Origin of the sequence: Streptosporangium sandarakinum (genome assembly GCF_050942225.1) — a bacterium.
In the GTDB taxonomy this organism is placed as follows: domain Bacteria; phylum Actinomycetota; class Actinomycetes; order Streptosporangiales; family Streptosporangiaceae; genus Streptosporangium; species Streptosporangium nondiastaticum.
The window spans coordinates 195207-211049 of the sequence record NZ_CP192034.1 but is presented as its reverse complement, the minus strand read 5'-3'; the positions used below and the strand labels follow the sequence as shown (position 1 = coordinate 211049).

18 protein-coding genes and 1 tRNA gene are annotated in these 15843 nt (G+C 70.9%); 11 read left to right on the top strand and 8 right to left on the bottom strand.

The features are described 5' to 3' along the window. The first annotated feature begins 1256 nt into the window (after nt 1-1256). Nucleotides 1257-1523: a tyrosine-type recombinase/integrase gene (locus ACQP10_RS01040; protein WP_433540699.1), complete on the top strand. Its 267-nt coding sequence runs from the start codon at nt 1257-1259 to the stop codon at nt 1521-1523. A gap of 49 nt (nt 1524-1572) precedes the next feature. Here ACQP10_RS01040 and ACQP10_RS01035 read toward each other — a convergent pair. Beyond that, a tRNA-Ser gene (locus ACQP10_RS01035) sits at nt 1573-1662 on the bottom strand. Between the two features lie 454 nt (nt 1663-2116). Beyond that, the gene (locus ACQP10_RS01030) at nt 2117-2677 is read right to left on the bottom strand and encodes a YceI family protein (RefSeq protein WP_179821165.1); all 561 of its coding nucleotides are present in this window, start codon (nt 2675-2677) and stop codon (nt 2117-2119) included. 101 nt (nt 2678-2778) lie between these two features. Between ACQP10_RS01030 and ACQP10_RS01025 the strand changes: the two genes are divergently transcribed. After that, nucleotides 2779-3255, top strand: coding sequence for a MarR family winged helix-turn-helix transcriptional regulator (locus ACQP10_RS01025; RefSeq protein WP_346018147.1), 477 nt, complete (start codon nt 2779-2781; stop codon nt 3253-3255). Between the two features lie 115 nt (nt 3256-3370). Here ACQP10_RS01025 and ACQP10_RS01020 read toward each other — a convergent pair whose 3' ends face one another. Beyond that, nucleotides 3371-3889: a SigE family RNA polymerase sigma factor gene (locus ACQP10_RS01020; RefSeq protein ID WP_346018148.1), complete on the bottom strand. Its 519-nt coding sequence runs from the start codon at nt 3887-3889 to the stop codon at nt 3371-3373. A 285-nt stretch (nt 3890-4174) separates the two neighbouring features. Here ACQP10_RS01020 and ACQP10_RS01015 point away from each other — a divergent pair, with 285 nt between their 5' ends. After that, nucleotides 4175-5137 carry a hypothetical protein gene (locus ACQP10_RS01015; RefSeq protein WP_346018149.1) on the top strand — a complete coding sequence of 321 codons (963 nt, stop codon included), beginning with the start codon at nt 4175-4177 and terminating at the stop codon, nt 5135-5137. A gap of 7 nt (nt 5138-5144) precedes the next feature. Next, nucleotides 5145-5999 carry a MauE/DoxX family redox-associated membrane protein gene (locus ACQP10_RS01010; protein WP_399498760.1) on the top strand — a complete coding sequence of 285 codons (855 nt, stop codon included), beginning with the start codon at nt 5145-5147 and terminating at the stop codon, nt 5997-5999. A gap of 115 nt (nt 6000-6114) precedes the next feature. On the opposite strand, the gene ACQP10_RS01005 is transcribed toward ACQP10_RS01010, so the two are convergent. Next, nucleotides 6115-7296 (bottom strand): AAA family ATPase, encoded by a 1182-nt coding sequence (locus ACQP10_RS01005; RefSeq protein ID WP_179821173.1) that lies wholly within the window; start codon nt 7294-7296, stop codon nt 6115-6117. A 429-nt stretch (nt 7297-7725) separates the two neighbouring features. Here ACQP10_RS01005 and ACQP10_RS01000 point away from each other — a divergent pair, with 429 nt between their 5' ends. After that, nucleotides 7726-8559, top strand: coding sequence for a M15 family metallopeptidase (locus ACQP10_RS01000; RefSeq protein WP_433540698.1), 834 nt, complete (start codon nt 7726-7728; stop codon nt 8557-8559). 183 nt (nt 8560-8742) lie between these two features. On the opposite strand, the gene ACQP10_RS00995 is transcribed toward ACQP10_RS01000, so the two are convergent. After that, nucleotides 8743-9063: a DMT family transporter gene (locus ACQP10_RS00995; RefSeq protein ID WP_179821177.1), complete on the bottom strand. Its 321-nt coding sequence runs from the start codon at nt 9061-9063 to the stop codon at nt 8743-8745. 134 nt (nt 9064-9197) lie between these two features. After that, nucleotides 9198-9539 (bottom strand): DMT family transporter, encoded by a 342-nt coding sequence (locus ACQP10_RS00990; protein WP_179821179.1) that lies wholly within the window; start codon nt 9537-9539, stop codon nt 9198-9200. Between the two features lie 91 nt (nt 9540-9630). Between ACQP10_RS00990 and ACQP10_RS00985 the strand changes: the two genes are divergently transcribed. Both ACQP10_RS00985 and ACQP10_RS00980 read left to right on the top strand, forming a co-directional pair. Continuing rightward, entirely contained in the window at nt 9631-10053 is a 423-nt protein-coding gene (locus ACQP10_RS00985) for a MarR family winged helix-turn-helix transcriptional regulator (RefSeq protein WP_433540697.1), read from the top strand. Nucleotides 10054-10190: 137 nt separating this feature from the next. Then, nucleotides 10191-11054: an NUDIX domain-containing protein gene (locus tag ACQP10_RS00980; RefSeq protein ID WP_433540696.1), complete on the top strand. Its 864-nt coding sequence runs from the start codon at nt 10191-10193 to the stop codon at nt 11052-11054. Between the two features lie 93 nt (nt 11055-11147). Here ACQP10_RS00980 and ACQP10_RS00975 read toward each other — a convergent pair whose 3' ends face one another. Then, nucleotides 11148-12068 carry a PrsW family glutamic-type intramembrane protease gene (locus tag ACQP10_RS00975; RefSeq protein WP_433540695.1) on the bottom strand — a complete coding sequence of 307 codons (921 nt, stop codon included), beginning with the start codon at nt 12066-12068 and terminating at the stop codon, nt 11148-11150. A gap of 52 nt (nt 12069-12120) precedes the next feature. Further along, nucleotides 12121-12702 carry a cadmium resistance transporter gene (locus ACQP10_RS00970; RefSeq protein ID WP_346018155.1) on the bottom strand — a complete coding sequence of 194 codons (582 nt, stop codon included), beginning with the start codon at nt 12700-12702 and terminating at the stop codon, nt 12121-12123. 387 nt (nt 12703-13089) lie between these two features. Here ACQP10_RS00970 and ACQP10_RS00965 point away from each other — a divergent pair, with 387 nt between their 5' ends. The 4 genes from ACQP10_RS00965 (at nt 13090) to ACQP10_RS00950 (ending at nt 15780) form a co-directional block, all read left to right on the top strand. Continuing rightward, the gene (locus ACQP10_RS00965) at nt 13090-14064 is read left to right on the top strand and encodes a hypothetical protein (protein ID WP_433540694.1); all 975 of its coding nucleotides are present in this window, start codon (nt 13090-13092) and stop codon (nt 14062-14064) included. A gap of 106 nt (nt 14065-14170) precedes the next feature. Next, nucleotides 14171-14593: a hypothetical protein gene (locus ACQP10_RS00960; protein ID WP_346018157.1), complete on the top strand. Its 423-nt coding sequence runs from the start codon at nt 14171-14173 to the stop codon at nt 14591-14593. A gap of 2 nt (nt 14594-14595) precedes the next feature. Further along, a complete protein-coding gene (locus tag ACQP10_RS00955) occupies nt 14596-14982 on the top strand; it encodes a hypothetical protein (protein WP_346018158.1) in 387 nt (128 codons plus the stop codon). Nucleotides 14983-15297: 315 nt separating this feature from the next. Continuing rightward, a complete protein-coding gene (locus ACQP10_RS00950; protein ID WP_433540693.1) occupies nt 15298-15780 on the top strand; it encodes a hypothetical protein in 483 nt (160 codons plus the stop codon). Nucleotides 15781-15843 lie beyond the last annotated feature (63 nt).

Here is a 15843-nt window from a genome sequence, read left to right as displayed (position 1 = left end):
GGCGCGAGGAACGCGGGCGCGTCCGCCTGACCCGTACACGCGCGAAGGCCCCTCTCGTGGATGAGACGAGAGGGGCCTTGACCTGTGAAGGTTCGGGGATTTGAACCCCGGATGGGCTGTGGACCCGAACCGCGTCGGCAGTTCGGATCCTGCCCCTCCCGATCGGTTCCACCTGGACCAGCGGTGCTCAGCGGTCCTTCTGGAACCGCCTGACACGGCGTGAAACCGCAACCAGAAGTGCAGCCAGAACCACTCCCGCGAAGATCTCCAGGGGGCCGGGCAATAGCCAGGTCGTCTTCGGCACTTCGATGGTGTGCCCACCTGCGGGCTGAACCTCCTGTAGAGCGTCGACCGGTTCTCTCGTCTGGCCAAAGCCCGTTTTCGCGTGTGCGTGAACCGGTCGCCGTTCCTCGATCGTTGGATGCCAACGGCCACAGACGGGCTTGAGCAGCAGAGCCGGGCTGCTGGGGCTTTCCTGGGTCGTGGCGGGCGGGACGATCGGGCTCCCACCTCAGCCGGCTACGGACATGGCTCACGTACGGACGATCATCCCGGAGCCGAGGCCCCCGCCGGGGGCGCGCTTTTGTCCAAAGCACTTCAATGAGAAGGTTCAGTCCATGGGATGGCGAAGATCTCTTTGGGTTCGGCTCGGGTTCGTATGTGCGTTCCTCAATTGCGGCTGGCTGGGAGCCGGTCTGGTCTTTATGTACTCCGGATTTCGTGGCCCGATGCCTCAGGCTTGGGTGAATGGCACCCTGGTGCTCATGTCGCTGGCGGGAATAATCCCCATGACGGGCGCGGTCGTGCACTCCTGGCGGAGGCGGAGCGGGCGGCGCGATGATAAGGACGTTGAACCGGCCGTGTAGCTGTCGGACCGGTCGGAAAACGGCGGTGTGGTGCTCTGATCGGCGGATTCGGCGGGTACGCCGAGCGGGGCGCACGGTGGTGTGGCCCGAGCTGCCGGCGGCCAGGACCGGTCCCCAGGCCACATGCCCGGCCGCCGAGCGGGCGGAGCACCGCCCGGTGGTCGGTCGTCCTGGCTCTCGGCATACGCCAGGGCGAAGCGCTCGGCCTCCGCTGGTCCTTCGTCGATCCCGAAACGGGCGTGATCAAAGCCTGGTACCAGGCGCAGCGGGTCCCCTTGGTGGCACGGCTGCGACGATCCCCAGGAGTGTGGCAGGGAGTGGCACCACTGGCCGTGCAGGCTACGGTGCAAAGCCCATGAGCACGACCCCGACCGCCCACCGGACCGCAAGGTGTGGAAAGCGCTCCTCAAGCAGGCCGGAATCAGGGAAGCCCGCCTTCACGACGCCCGCCACACCGCCGGAACCCTACTCGTCGAGCGGGGCGTCCACACCCGCGTCGTGCAGGAGATTCTCGGTCACGCCCGGGTGACCACGACTGAGCGGTACACCCGCATCGCCGGTTCCCAGGTGAAGGACGCGAGCGAGCGCATGGGGACTGCGCTCTGGGGTGAGTCCTGGGAGCGACTGCCACCAAAACTGCAACCACGGCACCTGTGAAGATCGAAAGAGCCCCCCTCGCTGAGATAGCGAGAGGGGCTCTGACCTGCGGAGGCTCGGGGATTTGAACCCCGGATGGGCTGTAGACCCAAACCGCATTAGCAGTGCGGCGCCATAGACCTGACTAGGCGAAGCCTCCTGGTTGCCGTGTGGCTCAGAACAGCGTACCGGCCATCAGGCAGTGCGGCAAAGCGGTTGGCGGGCGAGCCTCCGGAAAGGCTCGGGCCCGCGAAAGATCCGCGGAATGTCCGTGAAAGGGGAGTCGCCGGAATTCCGGCGGGAGGCGTGTCGACGAGGGTCGTCCACAGCTGTGGAAAACTTGATCCACAGCTGTGGACAGAAGAACGAATTCCCAGCTCAGCGCGGTTACGGGCTTGGGGATTCGCTCGGCGGGACGCGGGGTCCCGGATGGCGCTCGACAGGACGCGGGCTCCGGGAGGGCGGGCGCGGTGCGCTCATCCTCGAAGGGAGCCGACGGATGCGGGTTCCCGGAGGGTGAGCGCGGCGCGTCCCTCCTCGGAGGAACCCGACGGACACGGGTTCCCCTCCCGGGAGAAGCCTGCGGGCGGGATCGGGCGTCCCGCCCGGGCGGGTCAGGCCGGGTTGGCCTCGCCCTCGATCTCGATCTTGACCTTCCGGCCGATCAGGACGCCGCCGGTCTCCAGGGCCTGGTTCCAGGTGAGGCCGAACTCCTCACGGTCGATCTCGGTCGAGATGGAGAAGCCCCACACGTCCTGACCCCACGGGTTGGTGCCGGCGCCGCCGTACTCAACGGTGAGCTCGACCTCCTTGGTGACGTCGCGGATCGTGAGGTCGCCGACGAGGGTGAACTCGTCGCCGGAGTGACCGGCCACCCGGGTGCTGCGGAAGGTGACCTCGGGGTACTTCTCGGCCTCCAGGAAGTCGCCGCTGCGCAGGTGGCCGTCGCGGTCGGCGTTGCCGGTGTTGATGCTCGCGGCCTGGATCGTGAGCTCGGCCGACGACTCCAGGGGGTTCTCGGCGACCGTGACCTTGCCGGCGAAGTCGGTGAAGTTGCCCCGGGTCTTGCTGACCATCATGTGCTTCACGACGAAGCCGACGCGGGTGTGCGCGGCGTCGAGGGCGAAGGTGCCGGCCGCGGGGAGCTGCAGCCCTTCCCAGGTCCGAGTGCTCATGATCTACTCCCGAATGACTCTTGCTGCGCGGATGTTTGCGTCAGCATATTTGTACCGGAGGAATATTCATTGCGTCAACTACCGTCGGATACAGTGAGGGAGTGATCCCCTTTGACGACTCCCGCCTCACCGCGATGGGCCTCCTCGCCGAGGTCCACGGCGGACTGGCGGCGAAGACCCGGTCGACCTTCGCGGCGGCGGGGCTGTCGGACATCGATTTCGAGACGCTCCTCCGGCTGGCCCGCTCACCCGGCGGACGCCTGCGCATGAGCGACCTCGCGGCCCAGACGAGCCTCTCCACCAGCGGCATGACCAGGGTCGTCGACCGGCTGGAACGTGACGGCCTGGTCGCCCGGCAGGCATGCCCGGAGGACCGCCGGGCCTCCTACGCCGCGATCACCGACGCGGGCGCCGAACGACTCGCCACCGTCGTCCCGCGGCACCTGGACGACATCGAGACCTGGTTCACCGGCCTCCTGCCCCCCGCACGGCTCGACGCCTTCCTGGACGCGCTCAGGGTCATCCGCGACGCCGTACGGCCCTGCGCCACCGCGGGCGTGGAGGACCACACCGGATAGCCGCCCCGCCGCACGGACCCCCGCCGCACCGGCCTCACCGCACGGGCCCCGCCACACGGACCCCGGCCGTACACGCTCCGGCCGTACGGCGAAGCCACCGACGCCGCCCGCGACGTCAGGACCGCGGCCCGAACCGGCGCTGCTCGGGGATCGTGAGGTCACCGCGGAGCTTGGCCATCGCCCGCGAGACCGTGCTCTTGACCGTGCCGATGCTGATCCCCAGGGTCTCGGCGATCTCCGGCTCGGTCATGTCCTCGTAGTAGCGCAGCATGATCGCCGCACGCATCCGGGTCGGCAGCCGGTCGAGGGCCTGCTCCACCCGTTCGGGCAGCGGCGCGCGGACGCCCGCGAGGGCCGGCTCGGGGACGTCCTCCGACGGGTACTCCTCCAGCTTGCGCCGGCGCCACCAGGAGATGTTGATGTTGACCATCGCCCGCCGCACGTAGCCGTCCAGGGCGGCGCGGTCCTGGATGCGGTCCCAGGCCAGGTAGGTCTGGGCGAGGGCCGCCTGGAGCAGATCCTCGGCGTCGCTGTGGTGGCCGGTCAGCTGACGGGCGGCGCGCAGCAGCGCGGGGCCGCGAGCAACGACGTACTCGCGGAACTCCTCGTGGTTCCCGCCGGTCACCGCGATCACCAGCCTGCGGTCAGGGTGCTGTAGTCGCCAGAATCGCAGCCCTGGCCCCCGATCCGGCTGAACCGGAACCCATATTTCATACGGTCAACGGCAAAAATCGAGCCCGGCGGGAACTCCGGCGTACCCGTGCGCCGTGCTCGGTTTCATCCCGTTACGGGAGGTAACGCATTGCATCGAGGATGGGAATTTTGCTACCTGGTCGGAGTCCTGTGGGTTCCGACGACCGAAGACGGCGTCCGGTCACCGGCGGTCGTGTGAGGCTAGTTCCGGAGACATCACCGGAGCATGGGAGTGCCGATGCCGTACCGCAGCGTTGACCGCCGCCGGATCCTGGCGGCGGCGGCGCTTGGCCGCAGCCTCGACGAACCGGATCCCGCCCCCGACGAGGGCGACGTCTTCCAGGCGGTCACCGGCGAGCTCCTGGACGTCAGCCCGCACCTGATCCTCATCGAGACCCCCGAGGGACGCCACGAGCGGCTCGTCATCGCGCCGTGGGCGACCGCCTGGCGCGGCGAGAACGTCGCCCCGGCGGACCTGCCGCGGGGCGCCAACGTGATCATCAGGGCGTTGCGGTCCGGCCGGGTCGTGGACCGGATCTGGGCGGACATCACCCGGATCACCGGGGTGATCCGGTCCATCGGAGCCGAGAGCCGGGACCAGACCGTGGAGCTGTACTGCGGGCCGCACCGCGGACACCGCACGATCGTCGTGCCCTACGGCGCCTCCGGCCGGCTCCGCGTCCGGCACCCGAAGTTCGAGCCGGGCTATCTCTTCGACGCCATCGGCGTGCGGGAGGACGGCGTGGCCAAGGCCCGGCTGCCGGCGACCTCGCAGCCGCCCTACCGGTGGACGGCGGTGCCCAAGCCGCCGCCCGGCTACGGCGGCACGCAGTCGCGGATCTCCGGCACCGCCACCTGGTCGGACGCCTTCGACTACGCCGAGCGGGGCGCGGCCTATCCCATGCTGGAGCGTTCCGACGCCGACTGCCAGGACACCGGGGTGTCGTGCACCGGGCTGCCCTACCTGGCGCTGGGCTCGACGCTCACCGTGCGCAACGTGTGCGCCGGCCGTACCTCGGCCCTGCCGCTGGCGGCGTGCGGCTGCATGGCCGGGAGGTTCTGCGACCGGTGCCTGGAGTGCGGCACCTCGCCGCGCGGCCGGATCGTGGAGCTGTCGGCCACCTCCTTCGTGGAGCTCGGCGGCGACCTGACCAAGGGATGCTTCAACGCACGGATCGGACCGGGGTGACGCCGTGATGACGTGGACGCTGACGATGATCGCCGTGGCGCAGCTGCCGGTGCTGTGCGTTCTGCTGGCGGCGGGCGCGCTCGCCAAGGTGTGGACGGCCAGGGGCGACGCCGAGCCGGGCGCGCTGGGCAGGCTCGGGCCGGCGGTGCTGGTGCCCGACCGCCTGCGGGCACCCGCCATGCTCGTCTGCGCGGCCGGGGAGACGGCCCTGCTGGCCGGCCTGCTGGCGAGCGGGCACCCGGTGTTCCGCTGGGCGACGGCCGGGTTCTTCGCGATGTCCACCTATGTTCTGTGGGAGCTGCGGCGGCAGCGCCCCGACGTGGGATGCGGCTGTTTCGGCGAGGTCAGCGCCGCGCCGGTGGGGCTGCGCTCGCTGGGCCGGACGACGGTGCTGACGGCCATGGCCACCGGGACCGTCTGGGCCCCGCCGGTCTCCGGCTGGTCACTGCTGACCGCCATGACGTGGCCGGACGCGCTGGCCGCGGCCGGGGGGCTGGTGGTGCTGGCCGCGCTGTCTCCCGAGATCGAGGAGGCGGCGGCCCGGATCCGGCACCGTGCCCCCTGCGAGCAGCGGCCGATGCCCCCGGAGCAGGCGCTCCACCGGCTGCGGGCCAGCACGGTCTGGCGGGCCCACGAGCGGCTGCTGGCCTCCGGCGAACCGGTCGACAGCTGGCGGGAGCTGTGCTGGCGGTTCTTCGTCTATCCGGGGCGCAGCCGTACGGACGAGCCGGTGGACGTGGTCTTCGCGGTCTATCTGAGCGGGCGGCACCCGGCGGTGCGGGTGGCGCTGGTGGACGCCGCCGGGCAGCCGGTCGACGCCGGAACTCTGACGGAATCTATCCCCGTATCGGCGCGAGGCTAGAGAACCCTAGATTTTTCTAGGGCACGGTCGATGGAGATCTATACGGCTCTCTAGCTTCCCCACTAGAGAGCCGTATAGGGGTCTAGGACCTGCCTTCAGTATATCGAACACATGTTCAGACGGGCTGGGAACGCAGGAACTTTCCGAAGTGCGGCACGGTGAACGCGATCAGGCCGCGCTCGGCGCTGTAGATCAGGCCCTTCTTGATGAGGCTGTCGCGGGCGGGCGAAAGGCTGGACGGCTTGCGGCCCAGGCCCTCCGCGACCTCGGCCGTGGCGACCGGCTCGTCGCCGATGACGGCCATCGCGTGCATGTAGTCGCGCTCGGCGGGGGTGGCGCGTTCGTAACGGCTGCCGAAGAAGCCGACCGCGAGCTCCGCCTCCGCCTCCGGCGCGGAGACCCTGATGTCATCGGCGGTGATCGGACTGCGCAGCGCCACGTCCCAGGCGACCTTGCCGTACGCCTGGACGAAGTAGGGGTAGCCGTCGGCCGCCTCGTAGAGGGCGTCGAGCGCCTCCTGGGTGAACTCCACCCCCTCCTCCTCGGCCGGGGCGATGAGCGCCTGGTCGGCCGCCTGACGGTCGAGCCGGTCGATCCGGGCGTAGCGGAAGAGCCGCTCGGAGTAACTCTTGCTGGCCGACAGCACGCTGGGCAGGTGCGGCAGGCCGGCGCCGACCACGATCAGCGGGCCGCCGCTCTGGGAGAGCTCGTGGCAGGCCACGCAGAGTGCCGAGACGTCCGGCGACTGGACGTCCTGCATCTCGTCGATGAACAGGGCGATGCCGACGCCCAGGTCGGTGGCGACCCCGGCGGCGTCGACGAACAGCTCGGTGAGGTCGATCTCCAGGTCACCGGAGTCGGCCCGGCCGCGGGCGGCGGGCACGTCGATTCCGGGTGACCAGTGCGAGGTGCCCTTGGCCGCGGTCGGGTCGCGCATCGCGAACGCCTTGAGCACGCCGAGGAACTCCTCGATGCGGTCGGGGGCGCGGTGCCGGGGCGCCAGCTCACGGATCGCCAGGTGCAGGGCGGCGGCCACCGGGCGCCTGATCGACTGGTCGGGCCGAGCCTCGATCTTCCCGGTGCCCCACAGCCGCTGCATGGCCATCGACTTGAAGGTGTTGAGGAGGACGGTCTTGCCGACGCCGCGCAGGCCGGTGATGACCATGCTGCGCTCCGGGCGGCCGCGGGCCACCCGCTCCAGGACGATCTCGAACTGCTGCAGCTCACGGTCGCGCCCGGCGAGCTCTGGGGGGCGCTGCCCCGCACCGGGGGCGTAGGGATTGCGCACGGGGTCCACGCTCTCGGACTTTATGACGGGATATAGCGGCCGACGTAGATTTCCGTAGAAAGCGTTACGGCGTGTCGCGCGGCGGCGGACGGCGGGCCGCCGGATCGGGGTGCGGATCACCGGCGGCGTCGCGAGCATCGCCATGACGCACCCCTCCCACCTGGGCGAACGCCACCCGAGCGAGCGTCCGAACCCGTGTTCGATCCAGTGCCTCCGACTGTAGCGTCCCTTCGAACACAGGAACGAGGTTTTCCACGGAAAGGCTCGGCCAAGAAGTCCGGCGGCCCGCCCGGACACCCGGGACCGGACTCCGTCACAAGCACGGCGAACTCACCCGGAGCCCCGTGACCGGACCCCGCCACGGCGGTCGCTCGCCTCTTGTAGCAGGCTGGCTACATCGGAAACTCGCCGTCTCAACCTCTGTACGGGGGCGATCAGATGCCAACCACCCGGCCCGCCGTCCGCGCCCAGGCGACGGGCGCCATCCGAGTCCGGGCGGCCGTCGCCGTGGCCGCCGGCTGCCTTCTGGCGGCCTCGTGCGGCGTGTCCGACGCGCCGCCGCCGTCGGGTTCCCCGACGTCCGGGTCGCCGTCCACCACACCCGAGCGGGTCGCCGCGACCCCGACCCCGGCTACGAGCGCGACCCCGGGCGAGAGCGCCCCGGCGAGCGAGAGCCCTTCGGCGAGCCCGAGCCCGACCGGCCCGCCGGAGTTCTCGGCGAAGGTCTCGAAGGTGACCCGCGACCAGCTCCCCTACTCCTGGCGGCCCGGCTGCCCGGTCCCGGTCAGTGACCTGCGGATGGTCACGATGACCCACTGGGGCTTCGACGACAAGCCGCACACCGGCAGGCTCGTGGTGAACAAGAGCGTCACGGACGACGTCGTCGCGATCTTCAAGCGCCTGTACGGCTGGCGATGGCCGATCTACAAGATGGTGCCCGTCGACGCCTACAAGGGCGACGACTTCGCCTCGATCGACGCCGGCAACACCTCGGCCTTCAACTGCCGCGCGGCGACCGGGTCGAGCAACTGGTCCCAGCACGCCTACGGCAAGGCCATCGACCTCAACCCACGCGAGAACCCCTACGTGTACGCGAACGGCTCCGTGGCGCACAAGAACGCCCGCCAATTCGCCAAGCGCCCGCTGGACAAGCCCGGGGTGATCAATCCGGGGGACAAGGTGGTCAAGGCGTTCCAGCAGCTCGGCTGGGAGTGGGGCGGCTACTGGAGCGGCCCCAAGGACCTCCAGCACTTCAGCAAGGGCGGCGGCTGAGACGGCGCTCCGGCGTCGGGACCGTCACCGCGAGGGATCCCGGCGCCCGCGTTCCGGGGTTCTCGCCACCGTTTCGAGGTCTCCGCCGCCGGTCCGGGGTCCCTGCCGCCATCCTGGGGACCCCGCCGCGGGACACGGTGACGTCCCACGCCCCGGACGCGGGACGTGGGACGCGGTCGCCTCTCACGCCCCGGCCGCGATCCTGAGCAGGATGACGCCGCCGATGATGGCGGCGAACGACACGAGCTTGGCCGGCGTGATCTTCTCCTTGTAGATGAGGGCGCCGAGGATGACGGTGCCGATCGAGCCGATGCCGGTCCAGATCGTGTATCCCACGCTCACGTCGAGAGTCCGGAGCGCGAGGCTGAGGGTGAAGATGCCGCCGGCCGCGGACAGCAGGGTGAAGACCGAGGGCCACAGGCGGGTGAAACCCCGCGTGGCGTTGGTGCCGAGCGCGAAACCGATCTCGAAGACGATTGCGACGGACAGATGGATCCAGGCCACGGTGATGCTCCTTGCACGGGTTCGAGGGCCGTTGAGGGGTGAGGGAGGTGCCGGAGGAGGCTTGATGGGACTCGGGGGTGGAATCCGAAGACGGAAGACCCGGGGGATGGAATCCGGAAGGCGGAAAAGGCCGCTCAGGCGGCGGGCCGGGCCGGAGACAGGCGGTCGGCCAGCTTCAGGCCGAGCACCCCGCCGATGATGAGGACGAACGCCAGCGCCTTCCAGATGCTGACCGGCTCGTCGAAGATCAGGGTGCCGAAGACGACGGTGCCGACCGAGCCGATGCCGGTCCAGACGGTGTAGCCCACGCCCACGTCCAGGGTCTTGAGGGCCAGGCTGAGAAAGAAGATCCCGCCCGCCGCCGCGGCGGCGGTCAGCAGTGACGGCCCCAGTTGGGTGAAGCCCTCGGTGGCGTTGGTCGCCAGCGCGAAGACCACCTCGAAGACGGCCGCGACGAGCAGGTAGATCCAGGCCATGCCGTACTCACTCCTTCATTCATTTGTTTGTGCATGCATATTCTGTGCATACATGTAGGGTGAGCGTCAACACCGAGGAGGGAGCCGCCCCATGATGATCGACGACGACATGTGGATCGGAGTGGTGCGGCTGCACGCGCGGGTGGAGCACGAGCTCTCCGTCGCGCTCCAGCGCCACGGGCTCGGCCTGTCCGAGTACCGGGCGCTGTGCCACCTGTCCACCGCGCACGACGGCGAGCTGCGCATGCAGGAGCTGGCCGACCTGCTCGGGTTGAACCAGAGCTCGGTCACCCGGCTCGTCGGGCGGCTGGAGGCCGCCGGATTCACCCGGCGCAGCCTGTGCGCCAAGGACAGGCGCGGGGTCTACACGGTGATCACCGAGGAGGGCCGGTCGCGCAAGGAGGCGGCGAGCGGCACGTACGTGGAGACGCTGACCGCCGCCCTCGACCGGGCCTCCGCCGACGGGCTCGGCCTCACGGTCGCCGCCCTGCGCAACACCGTACAACCCGCGTGACGCCGCGCGTGGCCGTACGGCCCGCGTGACACCGCCGGGCCCGCACGGCCCGCACGGTCCGACATGTCCCGGGTGACCCCGCGCCGGTCCCGGACCGGCGCGGTGAGCACCCCCTCGCCTGGGGCATCATGGGAGCCATGGCTGCTGGTGACGGCGACGGGTGGGCCCGGTGCGACCTCGGCCACCGTCACTGGGGCCTGCACCACGCGGCCGGCCTGCTCGCCGTCCATCACGACGATGACGGGACGCCCCGGATCCTGATGCAGAAGCGCGCCGCGTGGAGCCACCAGGGCGGCACCTGGGCGCTGCCCGGCGGCGCCCTCGACAGCCACGAGGATCCCGTCCGGGGCGCGCTCCGCGAGGCTCGCGAGGAGGCCGGACTGAACGGCGACGACCTCCGCGTCCAGGGCATATACCTCGACGACCACGGCGCCTGGTCCTTCGCGACCGTCATCGCCGAGGCCACCGGGCTGCTGGAGGCGTTCCCCGCCAACCGCGAGAGCGTCGCGCTGCGCTGGTTCACCCCCGAGACGATCCCCTCCGGGAACCTGCATCCCGGCTTCGCCGCGACCTGGCCCGTGATCGGCCTGGCGCTCGCCCCGCTCACGGTCGTCCTCGACGTCGCCAACATCGTCGGCGCCCGAGCCGAGCACGGCTGGTGGAGGGACCGCGCCGGGGCCGCCGCCAGGCTGGTCTCGGAGGTCGCCGCGCTCGGCACGTGCGGTGTGCGGGACGTGCCCGCGCCCCTGCCGGCCCTGGAACGGTGGTTCCCCCGCTTCACCATGGTCGTCGAGGGAGCCGCCCGCGACGTCGCGCCCGTTCCCGGGGTCTCGGTCGTCGCCGCCCCGGGGAGCGGCGACGACGCCGTCGTGCGGGCCGTACGGGAGGTCCCCGGCTGGCAGCGCGTCCTGGTCGTCACCGCCGACCGGGAGCTGCGCGAGCGCGTCACCGCGGAGGGCGCCCTGGTCGCGGGCCCCCGGTGGCTGCTGTCCCAGCTCTGAGCAGGTTCTGAGCCGGCTCTGAGCCGGCACGGCGCGGCCGGACACGCCGATGCCCCGACCGGCGTACGGCGCGGCCGGACGCCGGTGGCGCGGTCAGGCGGACCGGCCCGGTGGCGCCCCGGCCGGAGGCTGCAGGCCGGGCGGCGCCGTGATCCGTACGGCGAACTCCCCGGCCGGAGGCCGCAGCCCCGGAGGCATCGTGATCCGTACGGCGAGCGCCGCGGCACCGCCCGGCACCCGCGGGGACAGATCGCCGGTGGCCTGGTGGAACAGCCAGTAGCTCACCGCCGCCACGACCGGGAAGAGCAGCCGGACGGGCGCCGGGACGTCGAGGACGAGCAGGCCGTCGTTGATCGAGTGCAGCGTCGCGGCGACCGTGAACGCGCAGGCGATGGTGACCGTGAAGACGACCCGCCCCGCGAGGTGCCAGACCTCGAAGGCGATCGCGCACACCATCCCGGTCCAGACGAGGTGCCCGAAGGGGGTGGTGAGCCCGCGGGTGAACAGCACCACGCCCGCCCCGACGGCGCTGTCCTTGTCGACGTTCTTCCAGGCGTAGGACATGGACTCCATGACGGCGAAGCCGGTCGCGCACGACAGGCCCAGCGCCACCCCGGCCGCCTTGGTGAGGTGGCGGCCGGTGAGTGCGAGCGCGAGGATCGGGACGAGCTTGGCCGGCTCCTCGATCCAGCCGACCCGCAGGATGTCCAGGCTCGCGCCGTCGGGGATCAGAAGGGAGTCGAAGTATCCGCCGAGCAGCAGGGCGACGCCTCCCCCGAACAGGAACATTCCCACCAGCGTGACTCCCGGGACGCTGGTGCCGATTCCGGTCCGGTCGTGGACGGCGACGAGAAGGGCCATCGGTCCCGCGGCGGCGCCGTAGAAAAAGGCGGCGGGCCTGACCGCGTGGTTGCCGACCGCTTCCATCATGATGATGAGCGCGGCCGACAGGGCCGTCATGGCGAGCCATGCCTTGAACCAACGGTGCCGGTAGAACCGCAAATGCTGTCGCATGTGAAGTAATTCCCCGAGGGGAATGTCCTAAATTCGGATGGTTAGTCCATTTTTAGGGAATCATGGACTGCGCCACGATGACCGCGCCGATCACCATGAAGACCACCGGCACGAGCCACCTGCCCGACCGCTCCACCAGGACGATGACCCTCCGGTGCGACCCGAGCCACGACGCCGCAGCGCACCAGACCGCCACCAGGGCAGCGAACACGGCGACGGTGACGGCGACGGCGCCCGGTCCGATCGTCCGGAACAGCGGGGTGTAGACCGAGATGTTGTCGGCGCCGTTGGCGATGGTCACCCCGGCGACCGCGAACGGGCCGGAGGCGACCGGTTCGGGGCCGCCGTCGTCATCGCCCTTCCTGAGCAGCCCGGCGAGTCCCCAGACCCCCATGCCGAACGGCACCAGCCCGAGCAGCCCCGCCCACCGGTCGGGCACCGCGGCGAGGCCGAGCGCCGCCACCGCGGAGACCGCGACCAGCGCGGCGATGCCGGCGTACTGGCCCGCGACGATGTGCCGGGGACGGAGCGCGCCACCCGCCCGGGACGCCAGGAACAGCACCGTCAGGATGACGATGTCGTCGATGTTGGTCCCCGCGAAGACGGCCGCGGCCGTACCGATCGTCTCACCCACCGGCGCATTATCCGGCCTCCGTGCTCCGCGCACCGACCTGTTCGCCGGTTTCCGCCCGGTTTCTGGGACGGATGACCGGAACGGGAGGGCGTTCCCCAGGCAGACGCCGGCTCCGGAATCTCCGCGGTGACCGAGGGCATCGGCAGTGGCGTTCCCCAGGCAGACGCCGGCTCCGGAATCTCCGCGGTGACCGAGGGCATCGGCGGTGGCGTTCCCCGGGCAGGCGCCGGCTCCGGATGGAGCCGGCGGGACGGGCCGGGAACGGGATCGGGGCCGGCGGACCCGGCACGGTGACGGGAATGAGCCGGTGAGCGCCCATGGTCAGCCGCGGGCACCGGGCGTTACGATCGCGTCCGTCCGCTTTCCCCGCCCCTCCGGAGACCTCACGTGGGCTACCCGCCGCGGTACGGCCGGCCCTCGGACGAGACGGCCCGGGGACTGGCGGTGATCGCACTCCTGGCGGTCGGCCTGGTCATCGGCGCCGTCGTCACCATGGTGACGGTGCTCGACCCGCCCGCCCCGATGCGGAGCGCCTCGGCCACCGGCGGGGCCGCGCACTCCGAGGAGGAGGTCCGCCGGAGCGTCCAGCCCGTTCTCGACGCCTACTCCAGCGGCTCCTACGGCGACTTCTGGGACCTGTGGAGCACCGACGCCAAGGGGCTGATCGGACGCGAGGACTACATCCGGCTGTTCCGGCTGTGCCCGCAGCCCACGGACGACGCCACGTCCACCGGTGCCACGTCCACCGGCGCCCCGCCCGCCGATCCCTCCGCCGATCCCGCGTCCACCGGCCTGCCGTCCGGCGGCGCCGCGTTCACCATCGACTCCGTCACGGTCCACGGCGACGACGCCACGGTCCAGGCGATCCGGTCCGGCACCGCGACGGGCTTCGGGTTCCGCTTCGAGGAGGGCTCGTGGCGGTACGCGCCGTCACCGGAGGAGCGGGAGGAGTACCGGACGAAGACGGCCGACCAGATCGCGCTGGAACGGCGGGGCGCGGGGCTGTGCGGCGTCGCCGTACCGGACGCGGCGGATCCGGCGAACCCCTCCCCGGATCCCGTACCCGGCTCCTCCCCGGACCCGGCGGACCCGTCCGCCGGCCCCTCCTCGAATCCGGCGGACCCTTCTTCCGCACCTTCCTCGAACGGTCCCTCCCCGGACCCGGCGGATCCGTCCGAGAGGCGGACCGGCCCGACCTCGGACCCGGCCGCGTCCACCCCGGCGTCCGGTGCCACCCCGGACATCTTCACCCCGGCGCCCGACCCTTCTTCGCCACCGTCGGGCTCCGTTCGGGACCCGGGGCGGGATCCGGCCGCGCCGTCATCCGATCCCACCTCCGCGCCACCCGCGCAGGAGTCCTGACGCCCTGCCGGGGGCGTCCGGCTCCGCCCTTTTTGTTCCGGTGGCCGGCCAGCGGGCCGTAAGGAGGGTGCTGCCATCAGCAGATTTCACAGCTAATGTCAGATGTATGGCCCATCCCCTACCGGACTGGCGAAACGGCAAAAGCCCCGATACGCCAAAACCCGACGACCAGGATGTAACCATGCAGGAGTCGCAGCCCGTTCCCCTGTGGCTGGCACATCTTCACCACAGAAAGGTGCAACAAAGAGTAATTCCCCCAGACCCCGACACCTCTATCACGATAGAGCTGGATAAAGCAGCCTATGAGGCGCTTTCTCATAAAGCACGAGCGACCGGCAGCAGGATCTCGGACGTGGTCAACGCCGCCCTGCAGCGCGAGATCGGCAACAAGCCGCAGGTGATCACGCTGATGCAGCGCTGGAACCTCCACCGCGATGACCTCGACCGGGCCGCCGACGCCCTCGGCGTTGAGCAGCTGACCGAGACCGAGTGGGGACAGATCGGTATCCGGCGAGTACGGAGGAGCTGATCATGCTGCCTGGACGCGTCCTCGACGTCAGCGCCCTGATCGACATCGCGGTGGCGAAGACCGAGTACTCGCGGAGCATCGCCGCCATGTGCCTGTTCCGCGGCGGCGGGATATGCATCCCCGCCACCAGCCTCGCGGCCGTGCTGTCGATCTCCCCGATATCCACCCAGGTCGAGCTGTTCGAACTGGTCACGACGCCCGGCGTGGTGGTCGACGACTTCACCTACGGGAAGGTGGGCGACATCGCGGAGATCCTCGACGGTTCGCGGGACATCACCGCCGGACACGCCGTCTGGTGCGCCCGGAGCACCAAGTGGCCCATCCTGACCGACCGCGGCGGGGAACTCTCCCAGTACGACCAGCACATCGCGATCGACCCCCTGCCCTGAGGCGCATCGATCCCCTGCCCCGAGGTGGGTACGGCACGGCACCGGCGCCACCGGCACCCCTCCGCCGTGCCGCCGCCGAGGCTCCGGCGTTCCCAACGCGTCACACGTCCCGCGCTCCCGGTACGGCTTCACCGAGGTGCTCAGGAAGCCCCGCAACAAACGCCGACTCCACCGGACCCCGCCCGCGCGGCTCCGGCCACGGACCCGCGGCCCTGACGTGCCTCCGGACGATCGACCGGCGGGCGTCATCCGCACCGCTGGCATGATGTCCGGACGACGCCGTCCACCGGGAAGACGGCGAGGAGGAGGCGCCACATGACCGGATCCGACGCGATGATGGCCAGGATCGGTCAGGGGATCGAGCTGGGCCACCGCGGTGAGCGCGAAGCGGCCCGCCTGCTGTTCTCCGGCCTGTGGGATGAGATCGGCGCGGGCGGCGATCCCATGCACAGATGCGCCCTCGCCCACTCGATGGCCGACGTCCAGGACGACGTGCGCGAGGAACTGCTCTGGGATCTGCGCGCCCTGGAGACCGCGGATCTGATCACCGACGAACGGGCGCGCCAGGCCGGTGTCATCGGATCCGCGAGTGGCCTCTACCCTTCCCTGCATCTCAACCTGGCCGACGCCTACCACCGGCTCGGCGACCTCGGCCGTGCCCGCGACCACCTCGCTCGCGGCCATGCCGCCGTGGGCGCACTCGGCGACGACGGCTACGGCCAGATGATCAAGGGGGGCCTCGACCGCCTCGCCGACCGCCTGGCGGCATCCGCCCCGGATGAGCCGCCGCGGCGGTGACGCCGGACGGCGGAGCCGTACGGCCCAGAACCGCCGACGCGCCGCGGCTCGCGCATCGCGGAC

Coding starts and splice junctions, on each gene's coding strand:
- ACQP10_RS00990 (WP_179821179.1), bottom strand. CDS start 9,539: ATGGCCTGGATCTACCTGCTCGTCGCGGCCGTCTTCGAGGTGGTCTTC.
- ACQP10_RS01000 (WP_433540698.1), top strand. CDS start 7,726: ATGCCAACCACCCGGCCCGCCGTCCGCGCCCAGGCGACGGGCGCCATC.
- ACQP10_RS01010 (WP_399498760.1), top strand. CDS start 5,145: ATGACGTGGACGCTGACGATGATCGCCGTGGCGCAGCTGCCGGTGCTG.
- ACQP10_RS00955 (WP_346018158.1), top strand. CDS start 14,596: ATGCTGCCTGGACGCGTCCTCGACGTCAGCGCCCTGATCGACATCGCG.
- ACQP10_RS00950 (WP_433540693.1), top strand. CDS start 15,298: ATGACCGGATCCGACGCGATGATGGCCAGGATCGGTCAGGGGATCGAG.
- ACQP10_RS01030 (WP_179821165.1), bottom strand. CDS start 2,677: ATGAGCACTCGGACCTGGGAAGGGCTGCAGCTCCCCGCGGCCGGCACC.
- ACQP10_RS00980 (WP_433540696.1), top strand. CDS start 10,191: ATGGCTGCTGGTGACGGCGACGGGTGGGCCCGGTGCGACCTCGGCCAC.
- ACQP10_RS00960 (WP_346018157.1), top strand. CDS start 14,171: ATGGCCCATCCCCTACCGGACTGGCGAAACGGCAAAAGCCCCGATACG.
- ACQP10_RS00975 (WP_433540695.1), bottom strand. CDS start 12,068: ATGCGACAGCATTTGCGGTTCTACCGGCACCGTTGGTTCAAGGCATGG.
- ACQP10_RS01015 (WP_346018149.1), top strand. CDS start 4,175: ATGGGAGTGCCGATGCCGTACCGCAGCGTTGACCGCCGCCGGATCCTG.
- ACQP10_RS00985 (WP_433540697.1), top strand. CDS start 9,631: ATGATGATCGACGACGACATGTGGATCGGAGTGGTGCGGCTGCACGCG.